The organism is Salinibacterium sp. dk2585 (assembly GCF_008001035.1).
In the GTDB taxonomy this organism is placed as follows: Bacteria; Actinomycetota; Actinomycetes; order Actinomycetales; family Microbacteriaceae; genus Homoserinimonas.
In genome coordinates, this window is the sequence record NZ_CP042856.1 from 1,695,425 (window position 1) to 1,719,530 (window position 24,106).

Below are 24,106 nucleotides of genomic sequence, written 5' to 3' on the forward strand. Positions count from 1 at the left end.
CCACTCTATGGCCGGCTCAGGCCGGGCTCACGCCGACTTGCGAGAGGAGGATTTCTTGGCCGCGGTCTTGGTTCCCGTCGACTTCTTGTCGTCAGATGTCCCCTTCGAAGCCGCCTTCTTCGGTGCCGTCTTCTGCCCCGTTGTCTTCTTCGAGACGGGGGATTTCGCGGTCGACGACCCTGACGTGCTCTTCGACTTCGACGACCCCTTGGCCGAGGACTTCGCGGGCGCCTTGCTGCCAGATGCTCCGCCCCCGCGACTCTTCTCGACGCTGCGGCGGAGCGCCTCCATGAGGTCGAGCACCTCGCCACCGCCCTCGCCGCCCTCGTCCGACTCGCCGAAGGTCGCATCCGTGTCGAGCGCGTCGCCCTGTTCCAGCTTCGCCTCGATGAGCTCGCGAAGCTGCTCCTGGTACTCGTCCGTGAACCGCGAAGGATCGAAGTCGGCCTCGAAGGATTCGACGAGGGCGGCCGACATGTCGAGTTCCTTCTGCGAGATGCGCACCCGCTCGTCAAGGGCGGGGAAGCTCGCCTCCCGCACCTCGTCGTCCCAGAGGAGGGTCTGAATCATGAGCACGTCGCCGCGCACCCGCAGGGCGGCGAGCCGCGTCTTCTGCCGCAGCGCGAACTTCACGATGGCCGTGCGGTCGGTCTCCTCGAGGGTGCGGCGCAGCAGCGCGTAGGCCTTGGTCGACTTGGAGTCGGGTTCGAGATAGTAGGCCCGCTCGAACATGATGGGGTCGATCTGCTCGCTCGGCACGAACTCGACGACGTCGATCTCCCGGCTGCGCTCGACGGGAAGCGCGTCGAAGTCCTCCTTCGCCAGCACGACGGTGCGTTCCCCATCGTCGTAGGCCTTGTCGATGTGGGCGTAGTCGACGACCTCGCCGCAGATCTCGCAGCGCCGCTGGTAACGGATGCGCCCACCATCGGCATCGTGCACCTGGTGCAGCGAAATGTCGTGGTCCTCCGTCGCGCTGTAGACCTTGACGGGCACATTGACGAGGCCGAACGCGATGGCACCCTTCCAAATGGCTCTCATGGCTCACATTGTGCGCTCCTTTCACAAGCATTCACAGGCTTCCCACGGAATCGAGGGCACTATGGGCGCATGGCCACGCGTGACCGGGAAGCAGATCAGGTCGTCAACATCGACGGCAAGCGCCTCAAGCTGACGAGCCTCGACAAGGTGCTGTATCCCGAGACGGGCACCACCAAGGCCGACGTGCTCGACTACTACTCGCGCATCGCGGAGGTCATGATCCCTCACGTCGCCAATCGGCCCGTGACGCGCAAGCGCTGGGTGCACGGCGTCGGAACGGCGGATGCGCCGGGCCAGGTCTTCTTCCAGAAGAACCTTGACAACTCCGCACCCAAGTGGGTCGCCCGTCGCGACATCCAGCACAGCGACCATGTGAACACCTATCCCCTCGTCAACGATCGCGCGACGCTCGCCTGGCTTGGGCAGATCGCCGCGCTCGAGATCCACGTGCCGCAGTGGCAGTTCGGCCGCACCGGCGTGCGCAAGAACCCCGACCGGCTCGTGCTCGACCTCGACCCCGGCGAGGGCGCCGGCCTCGAGGAGTGCGCGGAGGTCGCGCGGCTCGCCCGAGCCATCCTGAAGGACATGGGACTCGAGCCGTTTCCGGTGACGAGCGGCAGCAAGGGCATCCATCTCTATGCCGCCCTCGACGGGAGACAGGACTCCGATGCGGTCTCGGCCGTGGCACACGAGCTCGCAAGGGCGCTCGAGGCAGATCATCCGGGTCTCGTCGTGAGCGACATGAAGAAGGCCCTGCGCAAGGGGAAGGTGCTCGTCGACTGGAGCCAGAACAACGGCGCAAAGACGACCATCGCGCCCTACTCCCTGCGGGGTCGGCTGCGCCCCATGGTCGCAGCGCCGCGCACGTGGCGAGAACTCGCCCAGCCCGGCCTGCGCCACCTCGACTACACGGAGGTGCTCGATCGCGTGCGCCGTCGCGGCGACCCGCTCGCCTCGCTCACAGCAGGCCACCTCGCATCACTCGAGCCGACGCGCGAGCGGCTCGACAGCTTCGATGCGACACCGGAGACGGTCGAGCGGCTCGCGAAGTACCGCAGCATGCGTGATCCCGACAAGACGAGCGAGCCCATGGGCGGGTCCGCCTCCCCCTCATCGGATCGCCCCTCCTTCGTCATCCAGGAGCACCACGCACGGCGCCTGCACTACGACTTCCGGCTCGAACATGAGGGCGTGCTCGTGAGCTGGGCGATCCCCAAGGGTGTGCCCACGGACCCTGGCACGAACCACCTCGCCGTGCAGACGGAAGACCACCCGCTCGAGTACGGGGCGTTCGAGGGGTCGATCCCCGAGGGCGAGTACGGCGGTGGCGAGGTGACGATCTGGGACAGCGGCTGGTACGAACTCGAGAAGTGGCGAGACGGCAAGGAGGTCATCGCGACGCTCCACGGCGAGAAGCACGGCACGCACCGCTATGCCCTCATCCACACGGGCGGCAGGGACGGCAGGGAAGAGAACAACTGGCTCATCCACCTCATGGCGCCCAAGGGCTCCTCATCGGCGCGGTCGAAGAAGACAGAGGCGCCGGATGCCCGTGCCAAGACACCACGCGAGGCGCCCCCAGAGCCTCCCTCACCCATGCTGGCCTCCGCAGGTGACGACGGCGACAGGCTGCTCCTGCAGCAGGAACGGGACGACTGGGCGTTCGAGATGAAGTGGGACGGCATCCGGGCGATCGCCGTCGTCGATGACTCAGGGGTGCGCCTCACGAGTCGCAACGGGCGCGACCTCACGCACAGCTATCCGGAGCTGGAGGAGCTCGCCGAGGCATCCGAGGCATTTGCAATCCTGGATGGTGAGATCGTCGCGATCAATCGCGCGGGGAGACCCGACTTCGGGCGCCTGCAGGATCGGATGAACCTCACGAAGGCGAGCGACGTCGAGAAGGCGATGGAGCGCACGCCCGTGCACTTTATGGCCTTCGACGTGCTGTGGAGCGCGGGACGATCGCTGCTGAAGGAGCCCTACGACGAACGCCGGAAGGTGCTCGTCGACACCGTCAATGAAACGGAGCGAGTCAAGGTTCCGCCGGCATTCGACGGCGACCTCGACAGCGCCCTCGAAGCCAGCACGACGCTCGGCCTGGAAGGAGTGCTGGCCAAGCGCCGGGCATCGACCTACACCCCGGGCCGCCGTTCCAAGAGCTGGGTCAAGCTCAAGCACAATCGTACGCAGGAGGTAGTCATCGCGGGCTGGCGCCCGGGCTCTGGCTCCCGTAGCGGCCGCATCGGCTCCCTACTGCTCGGCCTGCCGGATGCGGAGGGCACCCTGCGCTACATCGGCCGCGTCGGCACGGGCTTCAGCGAAAAGCAACTCGACGAACTTCAGAAGACCCTGCGGCGTCGCGAACGCAAGACGAACCCGCTCAGCGACGTGCCAGCCGCCGACGCGCGCGACGCCGTCTGGGTGACGCCCGCCCTCGTCGGGGAGGTGGAATTCACCGAGTGGACGCGCACCGGACGCCTGCGGCATCCCGCGTGGCGGGGCCTCAGGGAGGACAAGACCGTGGACGACGTGCGGCTCGAATCCTGAGCGCTCAGGCGATACGTCGGCGCGCGCTCTCGTAGGTCGCGAACTCGCCCACGATCGCACCGTTCCGGTCGGTCACCCGATAGCCAGCACCCCACAGCTCCTCGATGAGCCCCATGAAATCCTTGCCGCGCTTCGCGACCCAGACCCCCTGGCCCATCTCCGTCCAGACGACAGCCTGTGCCTCGGTGGCCCGATCTCCATCCACCGTCCGGAACGTGCTCTTCTCCGCCAACGACGTCATGCCACTCACCATCACCCTCAGTGCATGCCGAGCTCAGCGGCCCCGCAGGGCCGGTGAAGGTCCCGGCGGTCGCGACCCGATTCGCGACGTTGCCGTCAACGTACCCCCGACTGGGGGGCGCATCAACAGGGAATCCGCTGGGAGCCTTGAAGTTCACGCGAGCGTAACCTCCCCGGCATGAGCGAGAACACCAAGAACCCCGGCCAGACGTCATCGCAGAACGGCTCGAATGAGGATCCCCGCTCCGCCCACCGCGAGGAGGGGTTCCCGGAACAGGATCTTTCCCAGCCGGGCACGAATGACGAGACCATGCCCACTCCCGACCATGGCGAGGACAGCTATGTCGGCACGGGACGCCTCGAGGGGCGCAGGGCCCTCATCACGGGTGGCGACTCCGGGATCGGTCGAGCGGTCGCAATTGCGTTTGCTCGCGAAGGGGCGGATGTCGCGATCACCTACCTCGAGGAGGAAGCGGAGGACGCCGAGTCGACGGCGGAGTTGATCCGTTCGGCGGGGCGTCGGGCGCTGCTCCTCCCCGGTGACCTGCGGGATGAACAGCACAGCACCTCGGTCGTCGAGCGCACGATTGGCGAGTTCGGCGGACTCGATACGCTCGTGCTCAACGCGGGCTACCAGAAGAACCGCGAGTCGCTCGCCGAGCTGCCCACCGAGGAGTTCCGCCGCGTGTTCGAGACCAACCTCTACTCGATGCTCTGGATCGCACGCACCGCGCTGCCGTCACTCAGCGCTGGTTCGACCATCACCGTGACCTCGTCGATCCAGGCGTTCAACCCCTCGCCCGAACTGATCGACTACGCGATGACGAAGGCGGCACAGGTCGCTTTCGTCAAGGCCCTCGCTCAGGAAGTGGGCGAGAAGGGCATCCGTGTCAACGCGGTTGCGCCCGGCCCCATCTGGACGCCCCTCATCCCGGCCACGGGATGGCCGAGCAAGCTTCCCGAGTTCGGGCAGGACACTCCCCTGGGTCGCGCCGGCCAGCCGGCCGAGCTGGCGCCCGCCTATGTGTACCTCGCGTCGGAGGACGCGAGCTACGTGTCCGGGGCCGTGCTGCCGGTGACGGGCGGCAAGGGGCTCTGAGCACAGCGGGTAGCGTGGGAGGGTGAGTCCCTCCCCCGCTGCCCCCGACATCCGTGCCTCGATCGAGTCGGCGGCACACGCGACCGGACACACGCTCGACGAGCACCAACTGCAGGCACTGCAGGTCCTCACCGACTTCGGCGCCGCGCTCGGCGAGACGGCGGATGCCCCGGCGCGAGGCCTCTACCTGTGGGGCACTGTCGGACGGGGCAAGACCTGGCTCGCCGATGCCTTTGTCGCAGCGCTGCCGGCGAAAGGCATCCGGCGACTGCACTTCCACTCCTTCTATCGGGAGCTGCACGCCGATCTCTACCGCGATGGCCGCCCGCGCGCGGGAGCGATCGACAGCGCGATCGACGCGCTGCTCGACGACGTGACCCTGCTGTACTTCGACGAATTCCACCTGCACGACGCTGGGGACGCGACGCTCGCACTGAGGGTGCTGCGGCGCATCACCGAGCGCGGGATTCCGCTGCTCGCCACCTCGAACTACCCGCCGAGCGGCCTGCTGCCCGCCCCGCTCTTCCACCACCTCTTCGAGCCGGGCATCCGCCTCATCGAGTCGAGCATGCAGGTCGTCTCGCTCGACGGCACGACCGACTACCGCCGGCGCGAACGGCCGGAGGAGCGCCGTCAGGGATTCGCACGCGGCAGCTGGGGGCCGCCCGGCCTGCTGGCAGAACCAGCGGCTGAGGAGGCGCGCGAACTCCGCAGCAGCGGCCAGGGCGTCACGGCACGACGAGCGGATGATTCGGAGCTCTGGATCACCTTCGCCGAGCTGTGTGAACGCCCGACCTCCCCCGGCGACTACCTAGAGTGGGCCGAACGCTGGTCGACGTGGATCGTGGAGGGCGTTCCCCGGCTCACGACGTGCTCACCACAGGCGCGCCAGCGGTTCCTCAACCTCATCGACGTGCTCAACGACCGCGGTGTCGCCACGAGCTTCCTGAGCAAGCTCTCGCCGGAGGAGGTGCTTGAGGGCACCCCCGTGCCGGCGGAGCGCGGTGCCGTCGCCGACCGGGAAGAACTCGGCCTCGGCGTCGACGGCCTGCCCATCGACGTCGCGCGGACCGCCAGCAGGCTCGCGTTGCTGCGCCGTCCCGTGGCATCCGCCGCCCATATGCCTGACTAGGCTGTCGGAGTGAACGCGCACTCCTCCCTTTCAAATCCCCCGCGCCCCTGGCTCGCGAACTACGCACCGGGAGTGCCGCACGAACTCGAACTCCCGAAGGGCAGCCTGCTCGACATCGTCGAGAACTCCGTGCGCGAGTTTCCCGAGGCGCCGGCCCTCGAGTTCTTCGGCTCAACGACGACCTACGCCCAGTTGGGTGAACAGATCGACCGAGCCGCTGAAGGGCTTCGCGCCCTCGGCGTGACGGCGGGCGATCCGGTCGCCCTCGTGCTGCCGAACTGCCCGCAGCACATCGCCGCCTTCTACGCCGTGCTGAGGCTCGGAGCAATCGTTGTCGAGCACAATCCGCTCTATACGGCGCGGGAGCTGCGCCACCAGTTCGAGGACCACCGCGCCAAGGTCGTGATCGCCTGGGACAAGGTGGTCGAGCACATCCAGGCCTTCCCCGCCGATGTCGCGGTGGATGCCATCGTGTCGGTCGACGTGACGCGGGCCATGCCAGCACTCACCCGGGCAGCGCTCCGCCTGCCGGTGCCGCGCCTGCGCGAGACCCGCGCCTCGCTCACGACGACCGTCTCTGGCACGACGCCGTGGCACGGACTCCTGACGTCGAACCGCATCAGCGGCGACGTGCCGAAGCCGACCATCGACGACGTCGCGGTCATCCAATACACGAGTGGCACGACGGGGCACCCCAAGGGTGCAACGCTGACACACCTCAACCTCGCGGCCAACGCAGCACAGGCCCGCGCCTGGGTGCCCTCCGTGCCACGCGGCGAGGGCTGCGTGTTCTACGCGGTACTGCCCATGTTCCACGCCTACGGGCTCACGCTCTGCCTCACCTTCGCCATGAGCATGGGCGCACGCCTCGTGCTGTTCCCGAAGTTCGACCCCGACCTCGTGCTGAAGGTCATGCGCAAGCGCCCCGCCACGGTGCTTCCCGCCGTGCCGCCCATCTATGAGCGACTCCTCACGGCCGCGAAGGAGCAGGGCGTCTCCCTCGAGGGCGTGCAGGTCAGCATCTCGGGTGCCATGCCCCTCTCGACAGCCCTCGTCGAACCGTGGGAGAAGGCAACGAGCGGCTACCTCAATGAGGGATACGGCCTCTCCGAGTGCTCCCCCGTGCTCATGGCCAATCCCGTCTCGGAAGCACGCCGCGCCGGCACGGTCGGCCTCCCCCTCCCCGACACGGAGGCGAAGGTCATCGACCCCGACGATCCCTCCATCGAGCGTCTTCTCGGGGAGCCTGGCGAACTCGTCGTGCGCGGCCCGCAGGTCATGAGCGGCTACTGGAAGAAACCGGAGGAAACGGCAGCCGTCTTCGTGCCCGACCCCGACGGCGGAGCGCCCTGGTTCCGCACCGGCGACATCGTGACGATCGACACGGGTGGCTTCGTCACGATCGTTGACCGCATCAAGGAACTCATCATCACCGGCGGCTTCAACGTGTCGCCGAGCGAGGTCGAGGAAGCCGTCAAGACCCACCAGGACATCGTGGATGCGGCCGTCGTCGGCATCCCGAACGAACGCAACGGCGAGGAGGTCGTGGCCGCCGTCGTGCTCCGCCCTGGCGCCACCTTCGACGCCGAAGCCGTGCGCACGCACGTTCGCCCGCTCCTCACGCCCTACAAGGTTCCACGGCGTGTGGTCGAGGTCGACGAGCTGCCGAAATCCCTCATCGGCAAGACGCTGCGGCGAGTGGTGCGCGATAGCCTGCTCTGATGAGCGACGACGCCCGGTACATTCTCGCGATCGACCAGGGCACGACGAGTTCCCGAGCGATCGTCTTCGACAGGTCCGGGGCAGTCGTGAGTGTGGGGCAAAAGGAGCACCGCCAGATACTGCCGCGCGCGGGCTTGGTCGAGCATGACGCATCCGAAATCTGGAACGGCGTGCGTGAGGTCATCGGCCAGGCGCTCGCTCGGGCCGACATCACCCGCCATTCGATCCATGCGGTCGGCATCACGAACCAGCGCGAGACAACGGTCGTCTGGGACGCCAGGACGGGGCGCCCGATCACGAACGCGATCGTGTGGCAGGACACCCGCACGCAGGGCATCGCCGAGCGACTCGCGGCCGACGGGGGCCTCGACCGCTTCAGGGAGGCGACGGGCCTGCCGCTCAGCACCTACTTCTCGGCGACGAAGATCGCGTGGATCCTTGAGAACGTCGAGGGCGCCCGCGAACGAGCCGAGCGCGGCGAACTGCTCTTCGGCACGACCGACACGTGGGTGCTCTGGAACCTCACGGGCGGCGTGCGCGGCGGAATCCATGCGACGGATGTGACGAACGCGAGCCGCACGCTGCTGCTCGACCTTCGCACGCTCGAGTGGCGGCACGACATCCTCGACGCCTTCGGCATCCCCGCTTCGATGCTGCCGGAGGTGCGCAGCTCGAGTGAGGTGTACGGCACAGCGGGGCCGTCGAGCCTGCTACGCGAGACGCCGATCGCGGGCATCCTCGGTGACCAGCAGGCGGCGACGTTCGGCCAGGCCGCCTTCGACGCGGGAGAGGCCAAGAACACCTACGGCACGGGCAACTTTCTGATCGTCGGAACGGGAACGGAACCCGTCATGAGCGCCAACGGCCTGCTCACGACGATCGCGTACAAACTGGGTGACGGTGAGCCGCACTACGCGCTCGAGGGGTCGATTGCCGTGACGGGCTCCCTCGTGCAGTGGCTGCGCGACAACCTCGGCATCATCTCGAAGGCGCCTGAGGTCGAATCACTCGCGCTCAGCGTGGAAGACAACGGTGGGGCATACTTCGTGCCGGCCTTCTCCGGTCTCTTCGCTCCCCACTGGCGACCGGATGCCCGTGGCGCCCTCGTCGGACTGACCCGCTTCGTCAACAAGGGGCACATCGCCCGTGCCGCACTCGAGTCGATCGCGTTCCAGACCCGCGAGGTGCTCGACGCCGCAACGGCAGACACCGGCACGAGGCTCGAGGAGTTGAAGGTGGATGGCGGGGCAACCGGCAACGACACGCTCCTGCAGTTCCAGGCGGACATCCTCGGCCTCCCCGTCGTGCGACCGGAGGTGGGCGAGACGACTGCGCTCGGCGCAGCCTATGCCGCTGGTCTCGCGACAGGGTTCTGGAGCGACCTCGATGAGTTGCGGGCGAACTGGCGCGAGAGCAAACGCTGGGAGCCGACGATGGGTGCGGCCGAGCGCGACAGGCTCAACCGCAACTGGGACAAGGCCGTGCTGCGCACCCTCGACTGGGTGGACGAGGACGTGAAGTGACCGCGCGCGGCGCGCGACACGCCACGTCGGGGCATGAGCCGACCATGAGAAGCCGTTCATGAACGGCGGGTCTACACTGGCCCCCATGGCCATCGGCACCGACGCTCCAGCGCCCACGAGATCACCTCGTGACGCCTCCGCACCGGCTTCCCGTTCGCTCTCCCGGTCCGCTCGTCTCGACCTCATTGCCACGTCGGCGCTGGCCCTCGGCGGCCTCGTCGCGACCATCGTGGTCGTGGTGGCGATCGCGCAGTCATAGCGCTGCCGCATCCGCCTCCCCAAATCTGCGGAGAACGTGACATTTCGCCGGTGTTTCCGCCGTTTCTCGCCCAAATGAGAACCGTCCGGGCGCCCCTAGAAAGCGGTGTCCACCCTCGTTAGCGTGGCCTTCTCAGCATCGATTCGATGACGGCCCGACCGCGGAGTCCCGCGGGTGGCGAGAGGGAGCGGCGTGACGGTAGCGATTGGCAGGACCGAGGTCGGGCACGCCGACTTCGCGGCAGCGCTCCAGCACGCGACGACCGCGAGCTGGGAGAAGCGCTTCGCCGCGCGACTCGCCCTCAGCGACCTCTTCGTCGTCGTCATCGCCGTCTTCGGCGCGCAGCTCGCCTGGGTGCACATCCACAGCATCGCGAGTGGCGACCCGGCCAGCATCAACGCCGCGCAACCCTTTGCCACCGTGTACTCGATCGGCCTCAGCGCGGCCTGGACCGTCATGCTCACCGTCGTGGGGAGCCGCGATAGTCGCGTGCTCGGAGTCGGCGCGGCGGAGTACCGCAGGGTGGCCCAGGCATCGTTTGCCACCTTCGGCGGCCTGGCGATCGTCGTCTACCTCTTCGACCTCCAACTCGCCCGCGGCTACTTTCTGGTCGCCCTCCCGATCGGCCTGCTCTCGCTCATCTTCGTTCGCTGGTCGTGGCGCACCTGGCTGCGCGCCAAGCGTCGCGAGGGCGACTATTCGAGTCGCGTGCTGCTCGTCGGGTCGCCAGAGTCGGTGCGTCACACCATGCGGGAGCTCGCCCGCATGCCTGAGGCCGGGTACACCGTGCTGGGCGCTTGTGTTCCCGTGGACCGCCGAGAGGCTGACGCGGGCGTTCCCATCGTCGGATGCTTCGAGACGGTGCTCGAGGCACTACAGTCGTCACTCGCCGACACCGTGATCGTGACGAGTTCCGACGAGCTCTCGGCCGAACGCATCCGTCAGCTCAGCTGGCAGCTCGAACCAGGGCGCCACCACCTGATCGTTGCCCCGAGCCTCACGGACATCGGCGGACCCCGCATCCACACGCGCCCGGTGGCGGGACTCCCGCTGATCCATGTAGAGACCCCGCGCTACGACGGTGCGAAGCTGTATCTCAAGCGGGCGCTCGATGTCGTCGCCACCTCGCTCGGGCTCGCCGTCCTCGCGCCGCTCATGCTGTTCGTGGCCGTCGCCATCCGGCTCGACTCCCCCGGACCGGTGCTCTTCCGTCAGCCCCGCGTAGGCCGCGACGGTCGGCAGTTCACGATGTTGAAGTTCCGCACCATGGTGCCCGACGCCGAGGCTGTGCTCGAACGGATGCGCCGCGAGGGTCGCCTCACGGCCGACGACGGCAATGGCGTGCTCTTCAAGATGCGCGACGATCCCCGCATCACCCGCATCGGCGGTGTGCTGCGGCGCTTCAGCATCGACGAACTGCCCCAGCTGTTCAACGTGCTTGTCGGCGCCATGTCGCTCGTCGGCCCGCGACCGCCGCTCGCCCGTGAGGTCGCCGAGTATGACGGGCACGTGCACCGCCGCTTCCTCGTGAAGCCGGGCGTCACGGGGCTCTGGCAGGTGAGCGGACGTTCCAAGCTCTCCTGGGAGGAGAGCGTGCGCCTCGACCTCTATTACGTCGAGAACTGGACGCTCACGGGCGACCTCCTGCTGCTCTGGCGCACGGCCCGAGCCGTGCTCGCGCGCGACGGCGCCTACTGAGCCGCCAAGCCGAGCCGACCGCCGGCTCGCGCCCGGGGCCAGCACCTCATGGTCAGCGAGCTGCCGCGATCGCGTAGGCCCGACGCAGTCCCTCTTCGAGTCGCTGGGTGCTGCAACGACGGCGCACGGCAGCCGTGCGCGCCTCAACATGGCGCCGATACTCAAGGTCGCGCGCGAAACGCCGCACCGCCCCCGCGAGCTCGGGGGCACTGCCACCCGCCGTCGCGTAGCCGAGCGAGCGCATGCTCGGGATCGTGCGGCTGATCACGGGAACGCCGAGGGTCGCCGCCTCGATGGCGGAGACTGGCCCTCCCTCCCACGACGCCGTGTGCAGGTAGAGGTTCGAGCGCGTGAGCAACTCCCGCACCTCCTCCGGCGGCCGCCACCCCGTGACGGCCGCGCCTGAGGCGCGCAGCATCTCGGGCACGCCCGCGGGGCCGTCGCCGATCCAGGTGAAGCGGATGCCGTCGTCCTGGCAGAGGTGGGCCACCTCCGCGAAGATATCGGGGGCCTTCTGGGCGCCCAGCCGCCCCACCATGGTCACGGAGAGGTCGTTGCCAGTGGGAGACGGACGCGCCTCGTCCGCGGGCGCGAGCGGCGAGGGGTTGGGGGCGACGACAACCGGATTCCCCCTGCTGAGCGAGCGACTCAGCAGGGCTTCGTGGGGGCTCACGCTGAGGGTCGTCTGCGGCCGACGGGCGAGCGCATACTCGAGCGCACCGAATGCCCAACGGACGGCGGAAGGCACGTCGGTGCGCTCGAAGGCGAAGCAGTGGGGCGAATAGACGATTCGCGTGCCGGGAGGGAGAAAGCCCCGAGCCACACCTGCGAAGGAGGAATGCAGGTGCACGACATCGGGCTGGATGCGTCGGACCGCCTTGTTGACGGCGCGGTAGAAGCCCGGCAGCCTGCCCGAGTAGGTCGTCGCCTGCACTCCCTCGGGCCACCCGTGGGTCGACTGGCCCTCGCGCGCCCGGGAGAACACGCGGTGCTCAAGGTCCGGCGTCACTCGCGCATAGTTGACGATCGCGCTCTGCAGGCCACCGCCGAGCGCCTCAGTCACGTGGAGTACCCGCATGGCCATCACGCGACCGCGACGGGTGCAGCCCGCCCCGCGGGGCGCACCACCCAGCGCTGGTTCTCGATGAGGTCGTCGAGCGTGAGTTCATCGGCCTCACGCACGAGGGCGAAACCGCGGGCGTCGACATAGTCGGCGAGGTCATCCTGGTGCCCGTCGACGTGCTCGCCATGGGCGGCCCTGCGCGGCACGACGATGGGTCGCTTCCCCGCACGCAGCACACTCAGGATGGACCCCGTGCCCGCGTGGGAGACCACGATGTCGGCCCGCTCGATCTCGTGCGCGAGCTCGGCTGCGGGCAGACTCGGGACGGCGTCGATGTCGAGGTCCGAAACATCCGTCGGCCCCACCTGCCACAGCACCGACCAGGTCGGCGGGATGATGGCGTGCAGCCGCCGGATGAGGCGCTCGAAACCGTAGTGGGCGTTGCCACCGACAGAGACCACGACCCGCGGCGTGTGCCCCTCGGGAGGCAGGGGCACCTCTTCGACGCTCAGGCCATCGAAGACCGAGAGTGCGAAACGCCAACGGTCATTCGTCGCGAAGGGGTATTGCACGTAGCGCTGCACCCCGGGGATGCGGTCGATCACGCGACCGGTCGCCGATAGCTCCCGCACGCGCGTGCCGCTCTCGATGTAGGAGAAGGGAACGCGGTGGAGCTTCGCCGCGAGGAGAGCCGAGAGCGCCATCTGCGCTCCCGTGCTGTAGACGTGCGTGATGCGTTCGCCGCGCATGCGCTTCGCGAGGGAGATGGCGTCGCGCACAACACCCAGATAGGCGCGCGGTGGGCGGTTCGGGAGGCCGAACACGCGCTCACCCCGCAGCAGCGATCGGCTCTGCGCCGTGACATCCGTCACCCACAGCACGTTCTCGGTGCCGGCGATGCGCAAGCGGAGGGAATGCAGCTGGGTGAGGTGCCCGCCGCTCGTCGCGACAAGCATGACTCGGCCGGACGGTGATGCCGCGTGATGCATCCTGGACTCCTTCTGTCGTGGGGCGGAAAGCACAGTGAGAAAGGCGTGGCGGGTGGCCTCGGCGATGTGCTGCCAGTCGAGCGCGGACAGGTCAGGATGCTCGGCACGCGGTTCGCGACGAAGCCATTCGAGGGCAGCGCGCAGGGTCGTCGCGTCGAAGTCGCCCGGGTAGGCGTGCACCCACTCGCGGCCCACCTCCCCCGCCAGCTCCTCCATCGCACCGAGGGCTGGCACGACGACGGGCCGTCCCGCCGTCAGGGCGAGGATCGCCGAGCCCGAGTTCTGGATGCGTCGATACGGCAGCACGAGGAGGTCGGCGGCGCGCAGCCACAGGGCCAGCCTGTCATCGTCGAGCGCCTCGAGTTCGAGCGTCGCGGCGCCCCCGGCCTCCGCATGCTCGGCGGCAAGCATCCGCAGTTCCCCTTCGAGTCCCGGATCCGAGGGCTTGCCCGCGACGACGACGCGGAGGCCGTCGGCTGCCGCAGCCCGCTCAGCCCGCAGTGCGGTCGCCGCACGCAGCAGGGCTCCCGCGTTCTTGTAGGGGCGCACCTGGCCTGCGAAGAGCACGATCGTCTCCGTCTTCGCGATGCCGAGTGCATCACGGGCCTTTTCGCGCGGGATGTCGAGGGGGTACTCGTGGCCGTAGTGCCCGTGGCGCGTCACGGCAGCGGGCCGGTGCGCGAGGCCCGGCCACTCCTGCCGCACGGCCTCGAGACCGTCGTGTGAGAGCGCCAGCACACCGTCGACCGTGCGCTCCAGCATCCGCCGGTACAGGCCGCGCACGATGGTGGTCGACCGTTCCTCGTGGGGGCGCGGATTGTGCACCGTCCAGATCACCCGCGTTCCCGCGACGCGGCGTGCTCGCGCGAGCGCCAGGCGGAACCCCATGAGCCGTGCCAGGTGGCGAAGACCACGATGACCCGAGAGGAAGGTGAGTTCTGGCCAGTGCAGGTGCACGATGTGGGGAGGCGTGCGCAGAAGCTTCGCGAGAGAGAATTCCTCGACCTCGACACTCGGCTCACCTGGGAGCGACTCGAGGGCCGTCGCAAGCAGGTGATTGTAGGGGTTCGCCTTCCGCGTCGACCGGGCGGGGGCGGATGCGACGCGCAGGATCTCCCTCACGATCGGCCGTCCCCTGTCACCCCGGCGCGTACACCGAGTGCGAGGTCGAGGATCTGCTCATGGCGCGACCGCCAAGAGTTCTCGCCCACGAAGCGCAGGCGATCATCCTCTCGCGCGGGGCCGTGGGCGAGCGCCTCATCGAGCCGCTCGGCGAAGCCCGCGACATCCTGCGTCAACAGCACCCGATCACTGATCCCTCGCACCGGTTCGAGGTCGATCGACAGCACGGGGGCGCCGCCCGCGAGGTACTCATAGATCTTGAGCGGGCTCATGGCCTCTGTGAGCCGCGTGCGATTGTGCGCGACGAGGCACATGTCGCTGTTGCGGATGGCGGCGACAAGGGGCGCACGCCCCACAGGCGGCCTCACGTGGATGTTCGGCACTGAGGCGATCGACGCGACGGCAGCCTCCTCGCCGACGACCCCGAGCAGCACGATCTGCAGCTCGGGACGCGCGTCGGCCAGGACACGGAGCCCCGCCGTGTCGAGCCGACTGTCGAGCGTGCCCACATAGAGCGCCCTCGGTCGGGGTATCGTCGCGAGCCAGTCGGGCTCGGCCGGCGTCTCCCCGGCCCATTCCGCAGGTTCGACGCCATTGGGCACCACCCGGGCGGGTCCGATCGGCTCGATACGGTCGATGATCTGCTGCGACACGGCGGCGACACTCGCGCCGCGCGTCGCGATCTGCCGGTAGGCCTCGCGGATGCCGGGCCACCACGGTCGCCTGGCGGGGAGCTCCGTCCAGTCGTCCCGCGCGTAGTAGGTCACGGATGCCGCCCAGTCGAGCGGCGCGAACCCCGCGACGAGCGGACTCGCGGTGATGACGTGCGGTGTGCGCAGCCCGAGTCGCGCCGCCGCGCGCCGGAGGGACGCGTCGTAGTCCTGTCCCGCCGCGCGCAGGCCACCGATGTCGACCGGGTCGCTTGCTCGCAGCCGGAGCGGTGTGTGCAGGCCGACGCGCTCTCGCGCCGGGAATGGCGCGTCACCGCCCCCCAGGAGCTTCTTGGCTCCCCGTTTGAGGAGGCTGCGGTGCGGGTTGGCGACGAGCAGCCCGTCCACACGGGGATGGTCGAGCAGAGTGGCCAGGAGCCGGTCAGGGGGTCGATTCATCCCCCTCGTGACGGCATCGTCGTAGGTCTCGAAGGTGAAGGTGAAGACGAAGTCGCTCATGCCGCTATCCCCTCCGCTGTCGGCACCTCGGTCGCCGATTCCCCGAAGAGGGCCTGCTTCGCCCGTGGATACCCCGGGGTCCATGAGCCGCGCAGGTGCCAGGCGCGCGCCCACATCGCATCCGGTCGCCGAGTGGCCCGCTCGAGCACCGCACGCAGGCGCACGCCAGCACGCAGCAACCCGATCGCGATAGCTGACCTCGGCCAGCGCCACAGCGTCCGGAACAGCGTCACCTTGCCCGCCAGCACCATCGCCATCTTGCGGCCGCGGTCGCCCGTCGATGCGCCAACCGAGTGGATGATGCTTGCCTCCGGCACGATGACGGGACGGTGCCCGTGTTCCGCGGCGCGGATCGAGAACTCCGCGTCTTCGCCGTAGAGGAAGAAGCGTTCATCGAGCCCACCGAGCTGCTCGAAGTCACGGCGGCGCATGAGCAGGAGGCATCCGGTCACGATGGGGACCTCACGAACCGTGTCGCGTTGCCACGAGCCGAGCGACTCCGGGTCGAAGACTCGCGATTGCGGGAAAGCCGTCGAGAGGCCCGTCGCGAAGCACAGCAGCGACCAGAGCGTCGGCGCACCCCAGCAGGAACTCGGATCGAGCGCTCCCGCGTCGCTGAGGGTGCGGCCGCCATAGAGCCCGTACTCCGGGTGCTCGAGCGCGAACTCGCGGAGCGTGGCCAGCGAGCGCTCCCGCACGAGCGTGTCGGGATTGAGCAGCACGAGGTGTTCCTCGGTGGCATGAGCGGCGCCGACGTTGACGGCGCGCGAAAAGCCCAGGTTCTCCCCGGCACGGACGAGGGTCGCTTTGGGAAACCGTGCCGCCACCGCATCGGCGCTGCCGTCGCGGGACGCGTTGTCGACCACGATCATCCGCACGGGCGTGTCATGCCGTGCTCGCACGATGGAGTCGAGGCACGCGAGTGTGCGTTCGCGGGTATTGAAGCTCACGACGATGACGGCCAGGCCGCCGGCCGCAGCGTGCACCGTCATGAGCGTCCCGCCATGGGAGTGACGACGGCGATCGCATCGTCAGCATCGGATGCCGAGGGCTCGGCGCCTTCGCCGCCCCTCCGGCCGATCACCCTGGCTGGGACTCCCGCGGCGATGCTGCCGGGCGGGAGATCACGCGTCACGACCGCGCCGGCACCAACGATGCATCCCGATCCGATCGTGACCCCCGCCGTCACGACGACATTGGCGCCGAGCCACACGTCGTCGCCAAGCATGATGTCGCGCTCGACCTTCGCCTGGTCCATGATCGGCACCCCGGGCACCGTCGAGTAGTTCGAAGCCGTGAGCATGACGCCAGGCGCGAGCAGGCACTTGGTACCGAGGCGGATCCGCCCCGTCGAGTCGCCGGCCCAGACAAGGCTGCGCTCGCCGATGTGCGTGCCGTCTCCCAGCCAGATCCGCTCCGCATTGCGAAAGGAGACGTTGGGGGCGAAGGTGACCCGCTCGCCCCTCCGCAGGCGGCCCAGCTGTCGAGCGTGGCTGTAGGAGTAGAAGTGCGCGATCCGCAGACCATGCAGGTAGGTGCGCACGCTCGTGATGGAGCGCACCGCGCTCGTGATGGCGCTCATTCGCGGTCCTTTCAGGGTCGTGTCCAACCCCCACAGGGCACCACTCGAAGATGAGCCGAGCCGGCTCTCCACATGAGGCTTTTCTCACGCCGATTTCGTTGATTTCGAAGCGAACGGCTGCCTAGGGTGAACTCCACTCCTGCGGCAGGGTCGCCGTCATCTCACCCCTATCCATGCCGGGTCTCGGGCACCCCGCCCGGTCGCCACGGCACCGAGGCGAACACTCATCGTCGCCGCAGACCATCACCAGGGAGAACAACCATGGACGTAGGCCTCTTCTTTGCGGCGCTGTTCCGGCACAAGATCCTCCTCGCGCTCGGCATCCTGGTCTCGCTCGGCGCCGCCCTGTTCTCGGGCTTCACCCTCGAGAAGGGCACCTTCGACCTTCGCGCGGAGCAGGAGCACTCCGCGTCGACGACCGTCATGCTGCAGACACCGCGCCAGTCGATCTTCTCGAGCGAGATCCCGCCCCGCCCGCTCATCGAGGGCCAGACGCCGGGCGACAGTCGCAGCCTCGCCGACACGGCCGTGATCTACGCCTACCTCATCAGCAGTGACGGCATCCGCGACCTCGTCGAACAGCAGGTCGGGCCCCTCAGCAACGACGAGACCATCAGTGGTGTGCAGCGCACCACGCAGCCTGACGGCAGCGAGCGCTTCCCGGGCGACTACAAGCTCCCCATCGTCGACGTGCTCGGCACCTCGACCTCGCCCGCCCGCGCCGAGGCCATCTCGACCGCGGGTGCCGAGATCTTCAAGCAGTACGCGACAGCCCAGCAGGATGCCCAGGCAATTCCTGCGAGCGACCGCGTCATCTTCGAGACCCTCCGCACGGAAGAAGCGGAGGTACTCGAGGGAAGCAGCCCCTACCTTCCCATGGTCGCGGTCGGCGTCGGCGTCTTCCTCGCCTTCGTCGTGTTCATCCTCATCGTCGACAACGCCGGACGGAACCGCCGGGAGGCCCGCGCCCGCAAGAGGCAGGAGGCCGAAGAGCCCACGGCCGAACAGCTCAGGGTAGCGGGCGTCGAGCGAGACGCCAGGGCGGATCGGGCCGGAGCAACGGCGGCCCCGCAGCATCCGCTGATCGAGGACCGAGCCGATGACCGTGCGCTCACGCACTGAGTCGCCGCTCGACACCGCGGCGGCACCCCCGCGCCGCTCGGGCTTCGTGCTCGGATGGTCGGGGCTCCTGCTCCTCCTCGTGACGATCATCATGATCGTGCCCGCGCGGCGGTACTCGCTGCCGATTCCGTCGTCGTTCGCGCTCGAGCCCTACCGCATCATGATCGCGCTGACCGTGGCGGCGATCGTCGTCGCGCTCCTGACCGACAGGGGCTTCCGCTGGCAGCGACTCAGCTTCGGCGGACTCATCGGTGTGTACCTGCTCACGCAGGTGGTGTCGATCGGCCTCAACGTGCCGGGCCTCGTCGCGGAGGGCCTCGCAGAGAACGCCGTATCGAGCCTCGGAAGCGTCGTGCTCATCTCCGCGGTCTTCTTCGTCGTTCGGATGCTCGCAAACACCGAGTCGGCCGTCGACAGGGTCATCGCCTTCGCGACCGTGCTCGGTGCGATCACAGGCGTGCTCGTGGCGCTCGAACGTGTCACGCGCATCAATGTCTTCATCCTCTTCGCGAACGCCCTGCCCTTCCTCCAACGCACGACGCTCGAGGAGAACGAGTTCGTCAAGGAGGGCACGGTGCGCGCCTTCGGCCCGTCCCAGCATCCCATCGCCCTCGCGGTCTTCCTCTGCCTGCTCATCCCACTCGCCATCTACCAGTCGCGCCATGCGCGCTGGCCCGTGACCCTCGGCAACCGGCAACTCTTCTGGCTCGGCTGCACCTTCTGCCTCGGCGTCGGGATGATCGCGGCCGTATCCCGCACCGGGATGGTGATGCTCGCCGTCATGACCATCGTCTTCGTGCTCATGCGGCCGAGTGCCATCAGCCGTGTGCTGGTCTTCGGCATCCCCGCAGCCCTTCTCGCCTACCTGGCCTCCCCTCGCAACGTGGGCGACATGATCCGCAATCTCGCGAGCCCCACGGCGCTGATCGAATCGCAACTGACGGCACCCGGGATGACCGGCTCCGGGCGGCTCGCCGACCTCGAGCCGAGCCTCGAGCAGGCATCGATCAACCCGCTCTTCGGCACCGGGCTCGGCAGCCGCATCACCACTGGACGCCTCGCGAACGCGTTCATCCTCGATAACCAGATGCTCAGCACGCTCCTTGAGTCGGGCATCCTCGGCGTCATGGGCGTGCTCGCGCTGATCCTCCTTCCCGCGATGCACCTCATCGGCCTTGCGCGACGCACTGGCGCGGCGGAACGCGGGCTGAGCGAGCGCCAGCGCGACCTTGCTCTCGCGGTCGGCATCGCCATCCTCGGCTATTCCGTCTCGCTCTTCTTCTTCGACGCCTTCATGTTCATCCAGACCTTCCTGATGTTCTTCGTGCTGCTCGGCCTCGGCTCGTGGGTGGCCTCACAGCGGCTGCCCCGTGCCCAGCCTGCAGAGCTCCCGCGAGAGGCTGTGGTGTCATGAGCCTCAGCGTGATCGTGCCGGCGCACGACGAAGAGACGGTCATCGGCCATTCGCTGCGCAGGATGCTCGAGGGCGCCCCTGGTGACCTCGAGGTCATCGTCGCGGCGAACGGATGCTCGGACGGCACCGCCGATCGCTGCCGGGCCGTCGCGCCCGAGGTGCGCGTGATCGAACTGCAGTCGGCGTCAAAGGTCGCTGCCCTCAATGCGGCGGATGCAGCGGCCAGCCGCTTCCCGCGCGCCTACGTCGATGCCGACGTCGAGGTCAGCGGCGAAGCCCTCGCGGCCCTCGCCGAGTTGCTTGCACAGCCCGGCGGGCCGCTCGTGGCGAGCCCTCGCATGGTGCTCGACCTCGAGGGCGCGAGCGGCCTCGTGCGGGCCTACTACCGCATCTGGGAACGCACCTCCTTCCGCACCGAGGGGCACGTCGGTTCGGGGCTCTACGCGCTGTCTCGGGAGGGGCGTGCCCGTTTCGGTGTCTTCCCCTCCGTCGTCGCCGACGACCGCTACGTGCAGCAGCTGTTCCGCCTCGACGAGCGGGCGACCCTCCACGACCACTGCTTCATCGTGCGTCCCCCGCGCACCCTGCGGGCCCTCATCACTCGCGGCGGCCGCATCGCAGCCGGCAACAGGGAGCTCGCACGACTCGGCCTCGCACGACGGCCCGAGAGCGCGGATGCCTCGCCCGAGCGATCCGGCGTGCGCAGCGTGCTCCCCCAGTTGCCGACGCGACCGCGGCTCTGGTGGCCCTTCCTCGTCTACTGCGCCACGCAGGCCGCGACGCACTTCGCGGCTGAGCGCAAGCTGCGCGCGGGCACGACGCATCACTGGGACCGCGACGAGACGAGCCGCTTGTGACAGACACCCTCGCGCGCGACACCTCCCGGGGCACCATGGTCACGATTGCGGGCCAGTGGTCGCGCACACTCATCCAGTTGCTCTCCACGGTCGTGCTCGCGCGGCTCCTCGCGCCAGACGACTTCGGGCTTGTCGCGATGGTGACGGCGATTGTCGGGGTCGCCGAACTCCTGCGCGAGTTCGGCCTCGGCAGCGCAATCGTGCAGGCCTCCCGCATCGATGAGCGGCAATGGTCATCGCTCCACTGGCTCTCGGTGCTGCTGGGCGTGGTCTTCGCGGGGCTCGCCGCGGCATCCGCCCCTCTCGTCGCGGCCGTCTACCAGGACGAACGGCTCGTGCTCCTCACCCTCGCACTCGCCCCGACCGTGCTCATCAACAGCCTCTCCACGCCCTTGCAGGCGCGCCTGCAGCGCGACCTCCGGTTCCAGTCACTCGCCACGATCGAGGTGCTCGCGATGGCGGCCGGGGTCGCAGCGTCCATCGTCGCAGCCTTCCTCGGCGCCGGCGTCTGGTCACTCATCGCGCTCAACGCCGTGACCTTCACCTGGCGGCTCGCGTCGCTCGCGCTCATCGTGCGTCCCCACTTCGGCTCACCGCGCATCGACCGCTCCGTGAATCCGCTCGTCTCGATCGGCGGGAGCGTCCTCGGCGTGCAGCTTCTCAACTACGCGGCCAGGAACCTCGACAACGTCATCATCGGGCGCGTGCTCGGCGCGAGCGCCCTCGGCATGTATTCGCGGGCCTACGCGCTGCTCATGCTGCCGATCAACCAGCTCAATGGACCGCTCGCGCGGGTCGCCCTCCCGGTGTTGAGCAGGCTCCGTGACGAGCCGGAACGCTACCGCCGCTACATCCGCGCCTCGCTCCTCGTGCTCGCGTATGTCTCACTGCCGAGCTTCGCGATCGCGGCGGCACTCTCCGTGCCCCTCGTCGGCCTACTCCTCGGCCCGCAGTGGGCGGAGGCCGCCCCCATCTTCAGCCTGCTGGCCATCGCGGGGGTCGCCCAGACCCTCGGAAACGTCTCGGGCTGGATCTACATCTCCCTCGGCCGGGCCCACGTGCAGCTCGTCTACTTCCTCGTGACCAAGCCCATCGTCATCGCCTCCTTCATCGTCGGCGTGCTCCTCGGCGGGCTCCACGGCCTCGCGCTCCTCTACGGTCTCGTGTCGCTCGCGCTGCTCGTTCCCGGCTTCCTCGTCGCGATTCGCGGCACCGCCGTGACGGTGACGGATGTCGCGGCCCCCGTCATCCGCCCCCTCCTCGTGTCGCCCCTCTGCTTCGGCATGGCGCATCTGGGTGCCTCACTCGTTGAACTGCACGACCTCCTCGAGCTCGCGATCGGCGCGCTCTTCGGGGCACTGCCGCTCGCTGCCGCCCTCCTGATCCCGGCCTACAGGGCCGACATCCGCCAATTGCTCGACTTCATCGCGCGGGCGCGGTCCCGGCGCGACCTCACGGAAAGGAGCACAGCATGACCACCACCACCTCGCGGCGCCGCAGCAGCCCGGCTGCCACGGTTGCGGGCGTCGCGGCAGTCGCTGCCCTCCTGCTCAGCGGCTGTACGGGCGACGACCCCGACGGCGGCGCCCCCGCGACAGGCCCGAGCGCGCTCTCGGTATCCCCGGAAGGTTCGGGAACCCAATGCTCGACTGCCGAGCCCTGCGCGCTTCACGACGCACTCGGCACGGCGATCGCTGGCACCGTCATCCAGTTGGGCGATGGTGAGTACGGCGAGATCGACATCGGGGAGGTCGGCACACTCGCCTCAGTCGCAGAGAACGTCGTCGTCGAGCCTGCGCCGGAATCGGCGCCCGTGATCTCGGCGATCAAGACCGACGCGCCGAACATCACGTGGCGCGACCTGCCGGTCGCCGGCGTCGTCTACCTCGATGAGGGAGCGAGCGGCACGACGCTCGACTCCGTGCACGTGACCGGCTCTGGCCTCTTCGTGCACGCGGATGACGTGGTCATCAGCTCCTCAACCTTCGAGGGTGGCAGCTCGATCGACGGAATCCAGTTCTCGGGCGCGTCGAATGTGCTCGTCGAGAACAGCATCATCCGCGACTACGACCAGACGGCAGATAATGACGTGCACGCCGACTGCGTGCAGATCTTCGACAGCTCGGCGCTCGTGCTCCGCGGCAACTACATCGGCAACTGCCACAACGCGAGCATCATCTTCTCCCCGGGCAACGGGAACGGCATCTCGGATGTGCTCATCGAGTCCAACCACGTGCAGGGCTGCGTCGAGAAGAGCGAGCTGTGCGGCAACGGCACCCTCCTCGACCTTCGGGAGACCACGGCATCCGACGTCATCGTGCGGAACAACACCATGATCGACGGCTCAGTGCTCGTCGAGGAGCTGCCGGGCCTCGTGTTCGACCGCAACGTGATCGACTACGTCTCCAACTGCGACATGCCGATGAGCAACACGATCGTCGCCAGGTGGAACACGGGCCTCTGCGACGAACCCGCCGCGATCGGCCGCGACGGCAACCGCGTGCAGGAGGTCGAGGTCGTCGACCGCACGGCGGGTGACCTCAGGCTCGCCGAACCCGCACAGGCGGAGGTGGAAGGCACCGGTGACGTGGCCCCCGCCGAGAAGTCCTTCGATGGCGAGAGCCTCGCCGAGACACAGGCGGGAGCGGGATGACCGGGTTGGCGGCGCGCCCGCTCCTCGGCGAGCGGCGGGGCCAGGTCGTGCTCGGCGACGCGAACGGCGTCGCCGTCGTGCACTGGGACCCCCTGCGCCGCACCTCCAGGTGGGGCAGGCCCGCGCGCCGGTCGAGGCCGCTGCGCAACTTCGGCGACCTGCTCGGCCCGCTCATCGTCTCCCGCCTGGCGCAGGGACTGCCACGGGCATCCGGCGACCCTCGCCTCGTCGCGATCGGTTCGATCCTGCACTTCGCGGAGCCGGGCGACGTCGTGTGGGGCACGGGACTCAACCCCAAGGGGCCGGCGGATGCCACGATCGCCGGCACCCTCGATGTGCGCGCGGTCCGCGGCCCCCGCACGGCCGAGTCGCTCAGGGCCCTCGGCGCCGAGGTCCCGGCGGTCTACGGCGACCCGGCGCTCCTGCTCCCAAGGGTGTTCCCCGCGCTGGCAAGCCGCCCGGCTCCCCCGCGGCACGAGTTGACGGTCGTGCCGAACCTGAACGAGCTGGCGCCCCGCGCGACGTTCCCGGCAGGATGGCGCCGCGACATCGTCAATCCGCGTTCGCCCGTGCGGGGAATCCTCCGGCGCATCCGTCACAGCCAGCTCGTGGTGGGTTCATCACTCCACGCAATCATCGCCGCCGAGAGCCTGGGTGTGCCGGCGCGTGCCGTTGCGACACGGCACGAGGACCCCTTCAAGTACGAGGACTACTACCTCGGCACGGGGCGGGACCCTCGGGGATTGCTCGCGGCATCCGTCGATGAGGCCATCGACATGGGAGGGGCCCCGGCCCTCAACTGGGACCCGGGGCCTCTCCTCGCGTCATTTCCGAGCGATCTCTGGCACTGATGGCCGAGACTGCGCTCGTG

General features: G+C 68.7%; 20 protein-coding genes. 13 read left to right on the forward strand and 7 right to left on the reverse strand.

The window, feature by feature from the left end:
• Positions 1-27: 27 nt before the first annotated feature.
• Positions 28-1,041 carry a Ku protein gene (locus FVA74_RS07965; RefSeq protein ID WP_147721513.1) on the reverse strand — a complete coding sequence of 338 codons (1,014 nt, stop codon included), beginning with the start codon at positions 1,039-1,041 and terminating at the stop codon, positions 28-30.
• A 69-nt stretch (positions 1,042-1,110) separates the two neighbouring features.
• Between FVA74_RS07965 and FVA74_RS07970 the strand changes: the two genes are divergently transcribed.
• Positions 1,111-3,591 carry an ATP-dependent DNA ligase gene (locus tag FVA74_RS07970; RefSeq protein WP_147721514.1) on the forward strand — a complete coding sequence of 827 codons (2,481 nt, stop codon included), beginning with the start codon at positions 1,111-1,113 and terminating at the stop codon, positions 3,589-3,591.
• Positions 3,592-3,595: 4 nt separating this feature from the next.
• Here the strand turns inward: FVA74_RS07970 and FVA74_RS07975 are convergent, their stop codons facing one another.
• Positions 3,596-3,832, reverse strand: coding sequence for a hypothetical protein (locus FVA74_RS07975; protein WP_147721515.1), 237 nt, complete (start codon positions 3,830-3,832; stop codon positions 3,596-3,598).
• A 177-nt stretch (positions 3,833-4,009) separates the two neighbouring features.
• On the opposite strand from FVA74_RS07975, the gene FVA74_RS07980 reads away from it, so the two are divergent.
• The 6 genes from FVA74_RS07980 to FVA74_RS08000 all read left to right on the forward strand — a co-directional run bounded on the left by FVA74_RS07980 (position 4,010) and on the right by FVA74_RS08000 (position 11,264).
• Entirely contained in the window at positions 4,010-4,930 is a 921-nt protein-coding gene (locus FVA74_RS07980; protein WP_147721516.1) for an SDR family oxidoreductase, read from the forward strand.
• A 22-nt stretch (positions 4,931-4,952) separates the two neighbouring features.
• Positions 4,953-6,062, forward strand: coding sequence for a cell division protein ZapE (gene zapE / locus FVA74_RS07985; protein ID WP_147721517.1), 1,110 nt, complete (start codon positions 4,953-4,955; stop codon positions 6,060-6,062).
• A gap of 9 nt (positions 6,063-6,071) precedes the next feature.
• Positions 6,072-7,784 (forward strand): long-chain-fatty-acid--CoA ligase, encoded by a 1,713-nt coding sequence (locus tag FVA74_RS07990; RefSeq protein ID WP_147721518.1) that lies wholly within the window; start codon positions 6,072-6,074, stop codon positions 7,782-7,784.
• Positions 7,784-9,307, forward strand: coding sequence for a glycerol kinase GlpK (glpK, locus tag FVA74_RS07995; RefSeq protein ID WP_147721519.1), 1,524 nt, complete (start codon positions 7,784-7,786; stop codon positions 9,305-9,307). Before FVA74_RS07990 ends, glpK begins: the two co-directional genes overlap by 1 nt.
• A gap of 85 nt (positions 9,308-9,392) precedes the next feature.
• The gene (locus FVA74_RS13600; protein ID WP_168220087.1) at positions 9,393-9,566 is read left to right on the forward strand and encodes a hypothetical protein; all 174 of its coding nucleotides are present in this window, start codon (positions 9,393-9,395) and stop codon (positions 9,564-9,566) included.
• A gap of 192 nt (positions 9,567-9,758) precedes the next feature.
• On the forward strand, positions 9,759-11,264 hold the full coding sequence (locus FVA74_RS08000; protein WP_240792167.1) for a sugar transferase: 1,506 nt from the start codon (positions 9,759-9,761) through the stop codon (positions 11,262-11,264).
• 52 nt (positions 11,265-11,316) lie between these two features.
• Here the strand turns inward: FVA74_RS08000 and FVA74_RS08005 are convergent, their stop codons facing one another.
• The 5 genes from FVA74_RS08005 to FVA74_RS08025 are packed head-to-tail and all read right to left on the reverse strand — an operon-like array spanning position 11,317 to position 17,189.
• Positions 11,317-12,342, reverse strand: a complete 1,026-nt coding sequence (locus tag FVA74_RS08005) for a glycosyltransferase (RefSeq protein ID WP_168220088.1) — start codon at positions 12,340-12,342, stop codon at positions 11,317-11,319.
• Positions 12,343-12,347: 5 nt separating this feature from the next.
• Positions 12,348-14,438 carry a glycosyltransferase gene (locus tag FVA74_RS08010; RefSeq protein ID WP_147721521.1) on the reverse strand — a complete coding sequence of 697 codons (2,091 nt, stop codon included), beginning with the start codon at positions 14,436-14,438 and terminating at the stop codon, positions 12,348-12,350.
• Positions 14,435-15,607, reverse strand: coding sequence for a glycosyltransferase (locus FVA74_RS08015; protein ID WP_168220089.1), 1,173 nt, complete (start codon positions 15,605-15,607; stop codon positions 14,435-14,437). The genes FVA74_RS08010 and FVA74_RS08015 overlap by 4 nt, the downstream gene beginning before the upstream one ends.
• The gene (locus FVA74_RS08020) at positions 15,604-16,599 is read right to left on the reverse strand and encodes a glycosyltransferase family 2 protein (protein WP_147721523.1); all 996 of its coding nucleotides are present in this window, start codon (positions 16,597-16,599) and stop codon (positions 15,604-15,606) included. Before FVA74_RS08020 ends, FVA74_RS08015 begins: the two co-directional genes overlap by 4 nt.
• Entirely contained in the window at positions 16,596-17,189 is a 594-nt protein-coding gene (locus FVA74_RS08025) for a DapH/DapD/GlmU-related protein (RefSeq protein WP_147721524.1), read from the reverse strand. The genes FVA74_RS08020 and FVA74_RS08025 overlap by 4 nt, the downstream gene beginning before the upstream one ends.
• A gap of 261 nt (positions 17,190-17,450) precedes the next feature.
• On the opposite strand from FVA74_RS08025, the gene FVA74_RS08030 reads away from it, so the two are divergent.
• Genes FVA74_RS08030 through FVA74_RS08055 form a run of 6 tightly spaced genes read left to right on the forward strand, consistent with a single transcriptional unit; the run spans position 17,451 to position 24,086 of the window.
• Positions 17,451-18,311 (forward strand): hypothetical protein, encoded by an 861-nt coding sequence (locus tag FVA74_RS08030; RefSeq protein ID WP_147721525.1) that lies wholly within the window; start codon positions 17,451-17,453, stop codon positions 18,309-18,311.
• Positions 18,289-19,725: an O-antigen ligase gene (locus FVA74_RS08035; protein WP_147721526.1), complete on the forward strand. Its 1,437-nt coding sequence runs from the start codon at positions 18,289-18,291 to the stop codon at positions 19,723-19,725. Before FVA74_RS08030 ends, FVA74_RS08035 begins: the two co-directional genes overlap by 23 nt.
• Positions 19,722-20,582 (forward strand): glycosyltransferase, encoded by an 861-nt coding sequence (locus tag FVA74_RS08040; protein WP_147721527.1) that lies wholly within the window; start codon positions 19,722-19,724, stop codon positions 20,580-20,582. The genes FVA74_RS08035 and FVA74_RS08040 overlap by 4 nt, the downstream gene beginning before the upstream one ends.
• The gene (locus tag FVA74_RS08045; protein WP_147721528.1) at positions 20,579-22,057 is read left to right on the forward strand and encodes a lipopolysaccharide biosynthesis protein; all 1,479 of its coding nucleotides are present in this window, start codon (positions 20,579-20,581) and stop codon (positions 22,055-22,057) included. The genes FVA74_RS08040 and FVA74_RS08045 overlap by 4 nt, the downstream gene beginning before the upstream one ends.
• Positions 22,054-23,235: a right-handed parallel beta-helix repeat-containing protein gene (locus FVA74_RS08050; RefSeq protein ID WP_147721529.1), complete on the forward strand. Its 1,182-nt coding sequence runs from the start codon at positions 22,054-22,056 to the stop codon at positions 23,233-23,235. The genes FVA74_RS08045 and FVA74_RS08050 overlap by 4 nt, the downstream gene beginning before the upstream one ends.
• A complete protein-coding gene (locus FVA74_RS08055; protein ID WP_147721530.1) occupies positions 23,232-24,086 on the forward strand; it encodes a polysaccharide pyruvyl transferase family protein in 855 nt (284 codons plus the stop codon). The genes FVA74_RS08050 and FVA74_RS08055 overlap by 4 nt, the downstream gene beginning before the upstream one ends.
• Positions 24,087-24,106 lie beyond the last annotated feature (20 nt).

Coding starts and splice junctions, on each gene's coding strand:
- FVA74_RS07965 (WP_147721513.1), bottom strand. CDS start 1,041: ATGAGAGCCATTTGGAAGGGTGCCATCGCGTTCGGCCTCGTCAATGTG.
- FVA74_RS07970 (WP_147721514.1), top strand. CDS start 1,111: ATGGCCACGCGTGACCGGGAAGCAGATCAGGTCGTCAACATCGACGGC.
- FVA74_RS07975 (WP_147721515.1), bottom strand. CDS start 3,832: ATGACGTCGTTGGCGGAGAAGAGCACGTTCCGGACGGTGGATGGAGAT.
- FVA74_RS07980 (WP_147721516.1), top strand. CDS start 4,010: ATGAGCGAGAACACCAAGAACCCCGGCCAGACGTCATCGCAGAACGGC.
- glpK (WP_147721519.1), top strand. CDS start 7,784: ATGAGCGACGACGCCCGGTACATTCTCGCGATCGACCAGGGCACGACG.
- FVA74_RS13600 (WP_168220087.1), top strand. CDS start 9,393: ATGGCCATCGGCACCGACGCTCCAGCGCCCACGAGATCACCTCGTGAC.
- FVA74_RS08005 (WP_168220088.1), bottom strand. CDS start 12,342: ATGCGGGTACTCCACGTGACTGAGGCGCTCGGCGGTGGCCTGCAGAGC.
- FVA74_RS08015 (WP_168220089.1), bottom strand. CDS start 15,607: ATGAGCGACTTCGTCTTCACCTTCACCTTCGAGACCTACGACGATGCC.
- FVA74_RS08020 (WP_147721523.1), bottom strand. CDS start 16,599: ATGACGGTGCACGCTGCGGCCGGCGGCCTGGCCGTCATCGTCGTGAGC.
- FVA74_RS08025 (WP_147721524.1), bottom strand. CDS start 17,189: ATGAGCGCCATCACGAGCGCGGTGCGCTCCATCACGAGCGTGCGCACC.
- FVA74_RS08030 (WP_147721525.1), top strand. CDS start 17,451: ATGGACGTAGGCCTCTTCTTTGCGGCGCTGTTCCGGCACAAGATCCTC.
- FVA74_RS08035 (WP_147721526.1), top strand. CDS start 18,289: ATGACCGTGCGCTCACGCACTGAGTCGCCGCTCGACACCGCGGCGGCA.
- FVA74_RS08040 (WP_147721527.1), top strand. CDS start 19,722: ATGAGCCTCAGCGTGATCGTGCCGGCGCACGACGAAGAGACGGTCATC.
- FVA74_RS08050 (WP_147721529.1), top strand. CDS start 22,054: ATGACCACCACCACCTCGCGGCGCCGCAGCAGCCCGGCTGCCACGGTT.
- FVA74_RS08055 (WP_147721530.1), top strand. CDS start 23,232: ATGACCGGGTTGGCGGCGCGCCCGCTCCTCGGCGAGCGGCGGGGCCAG.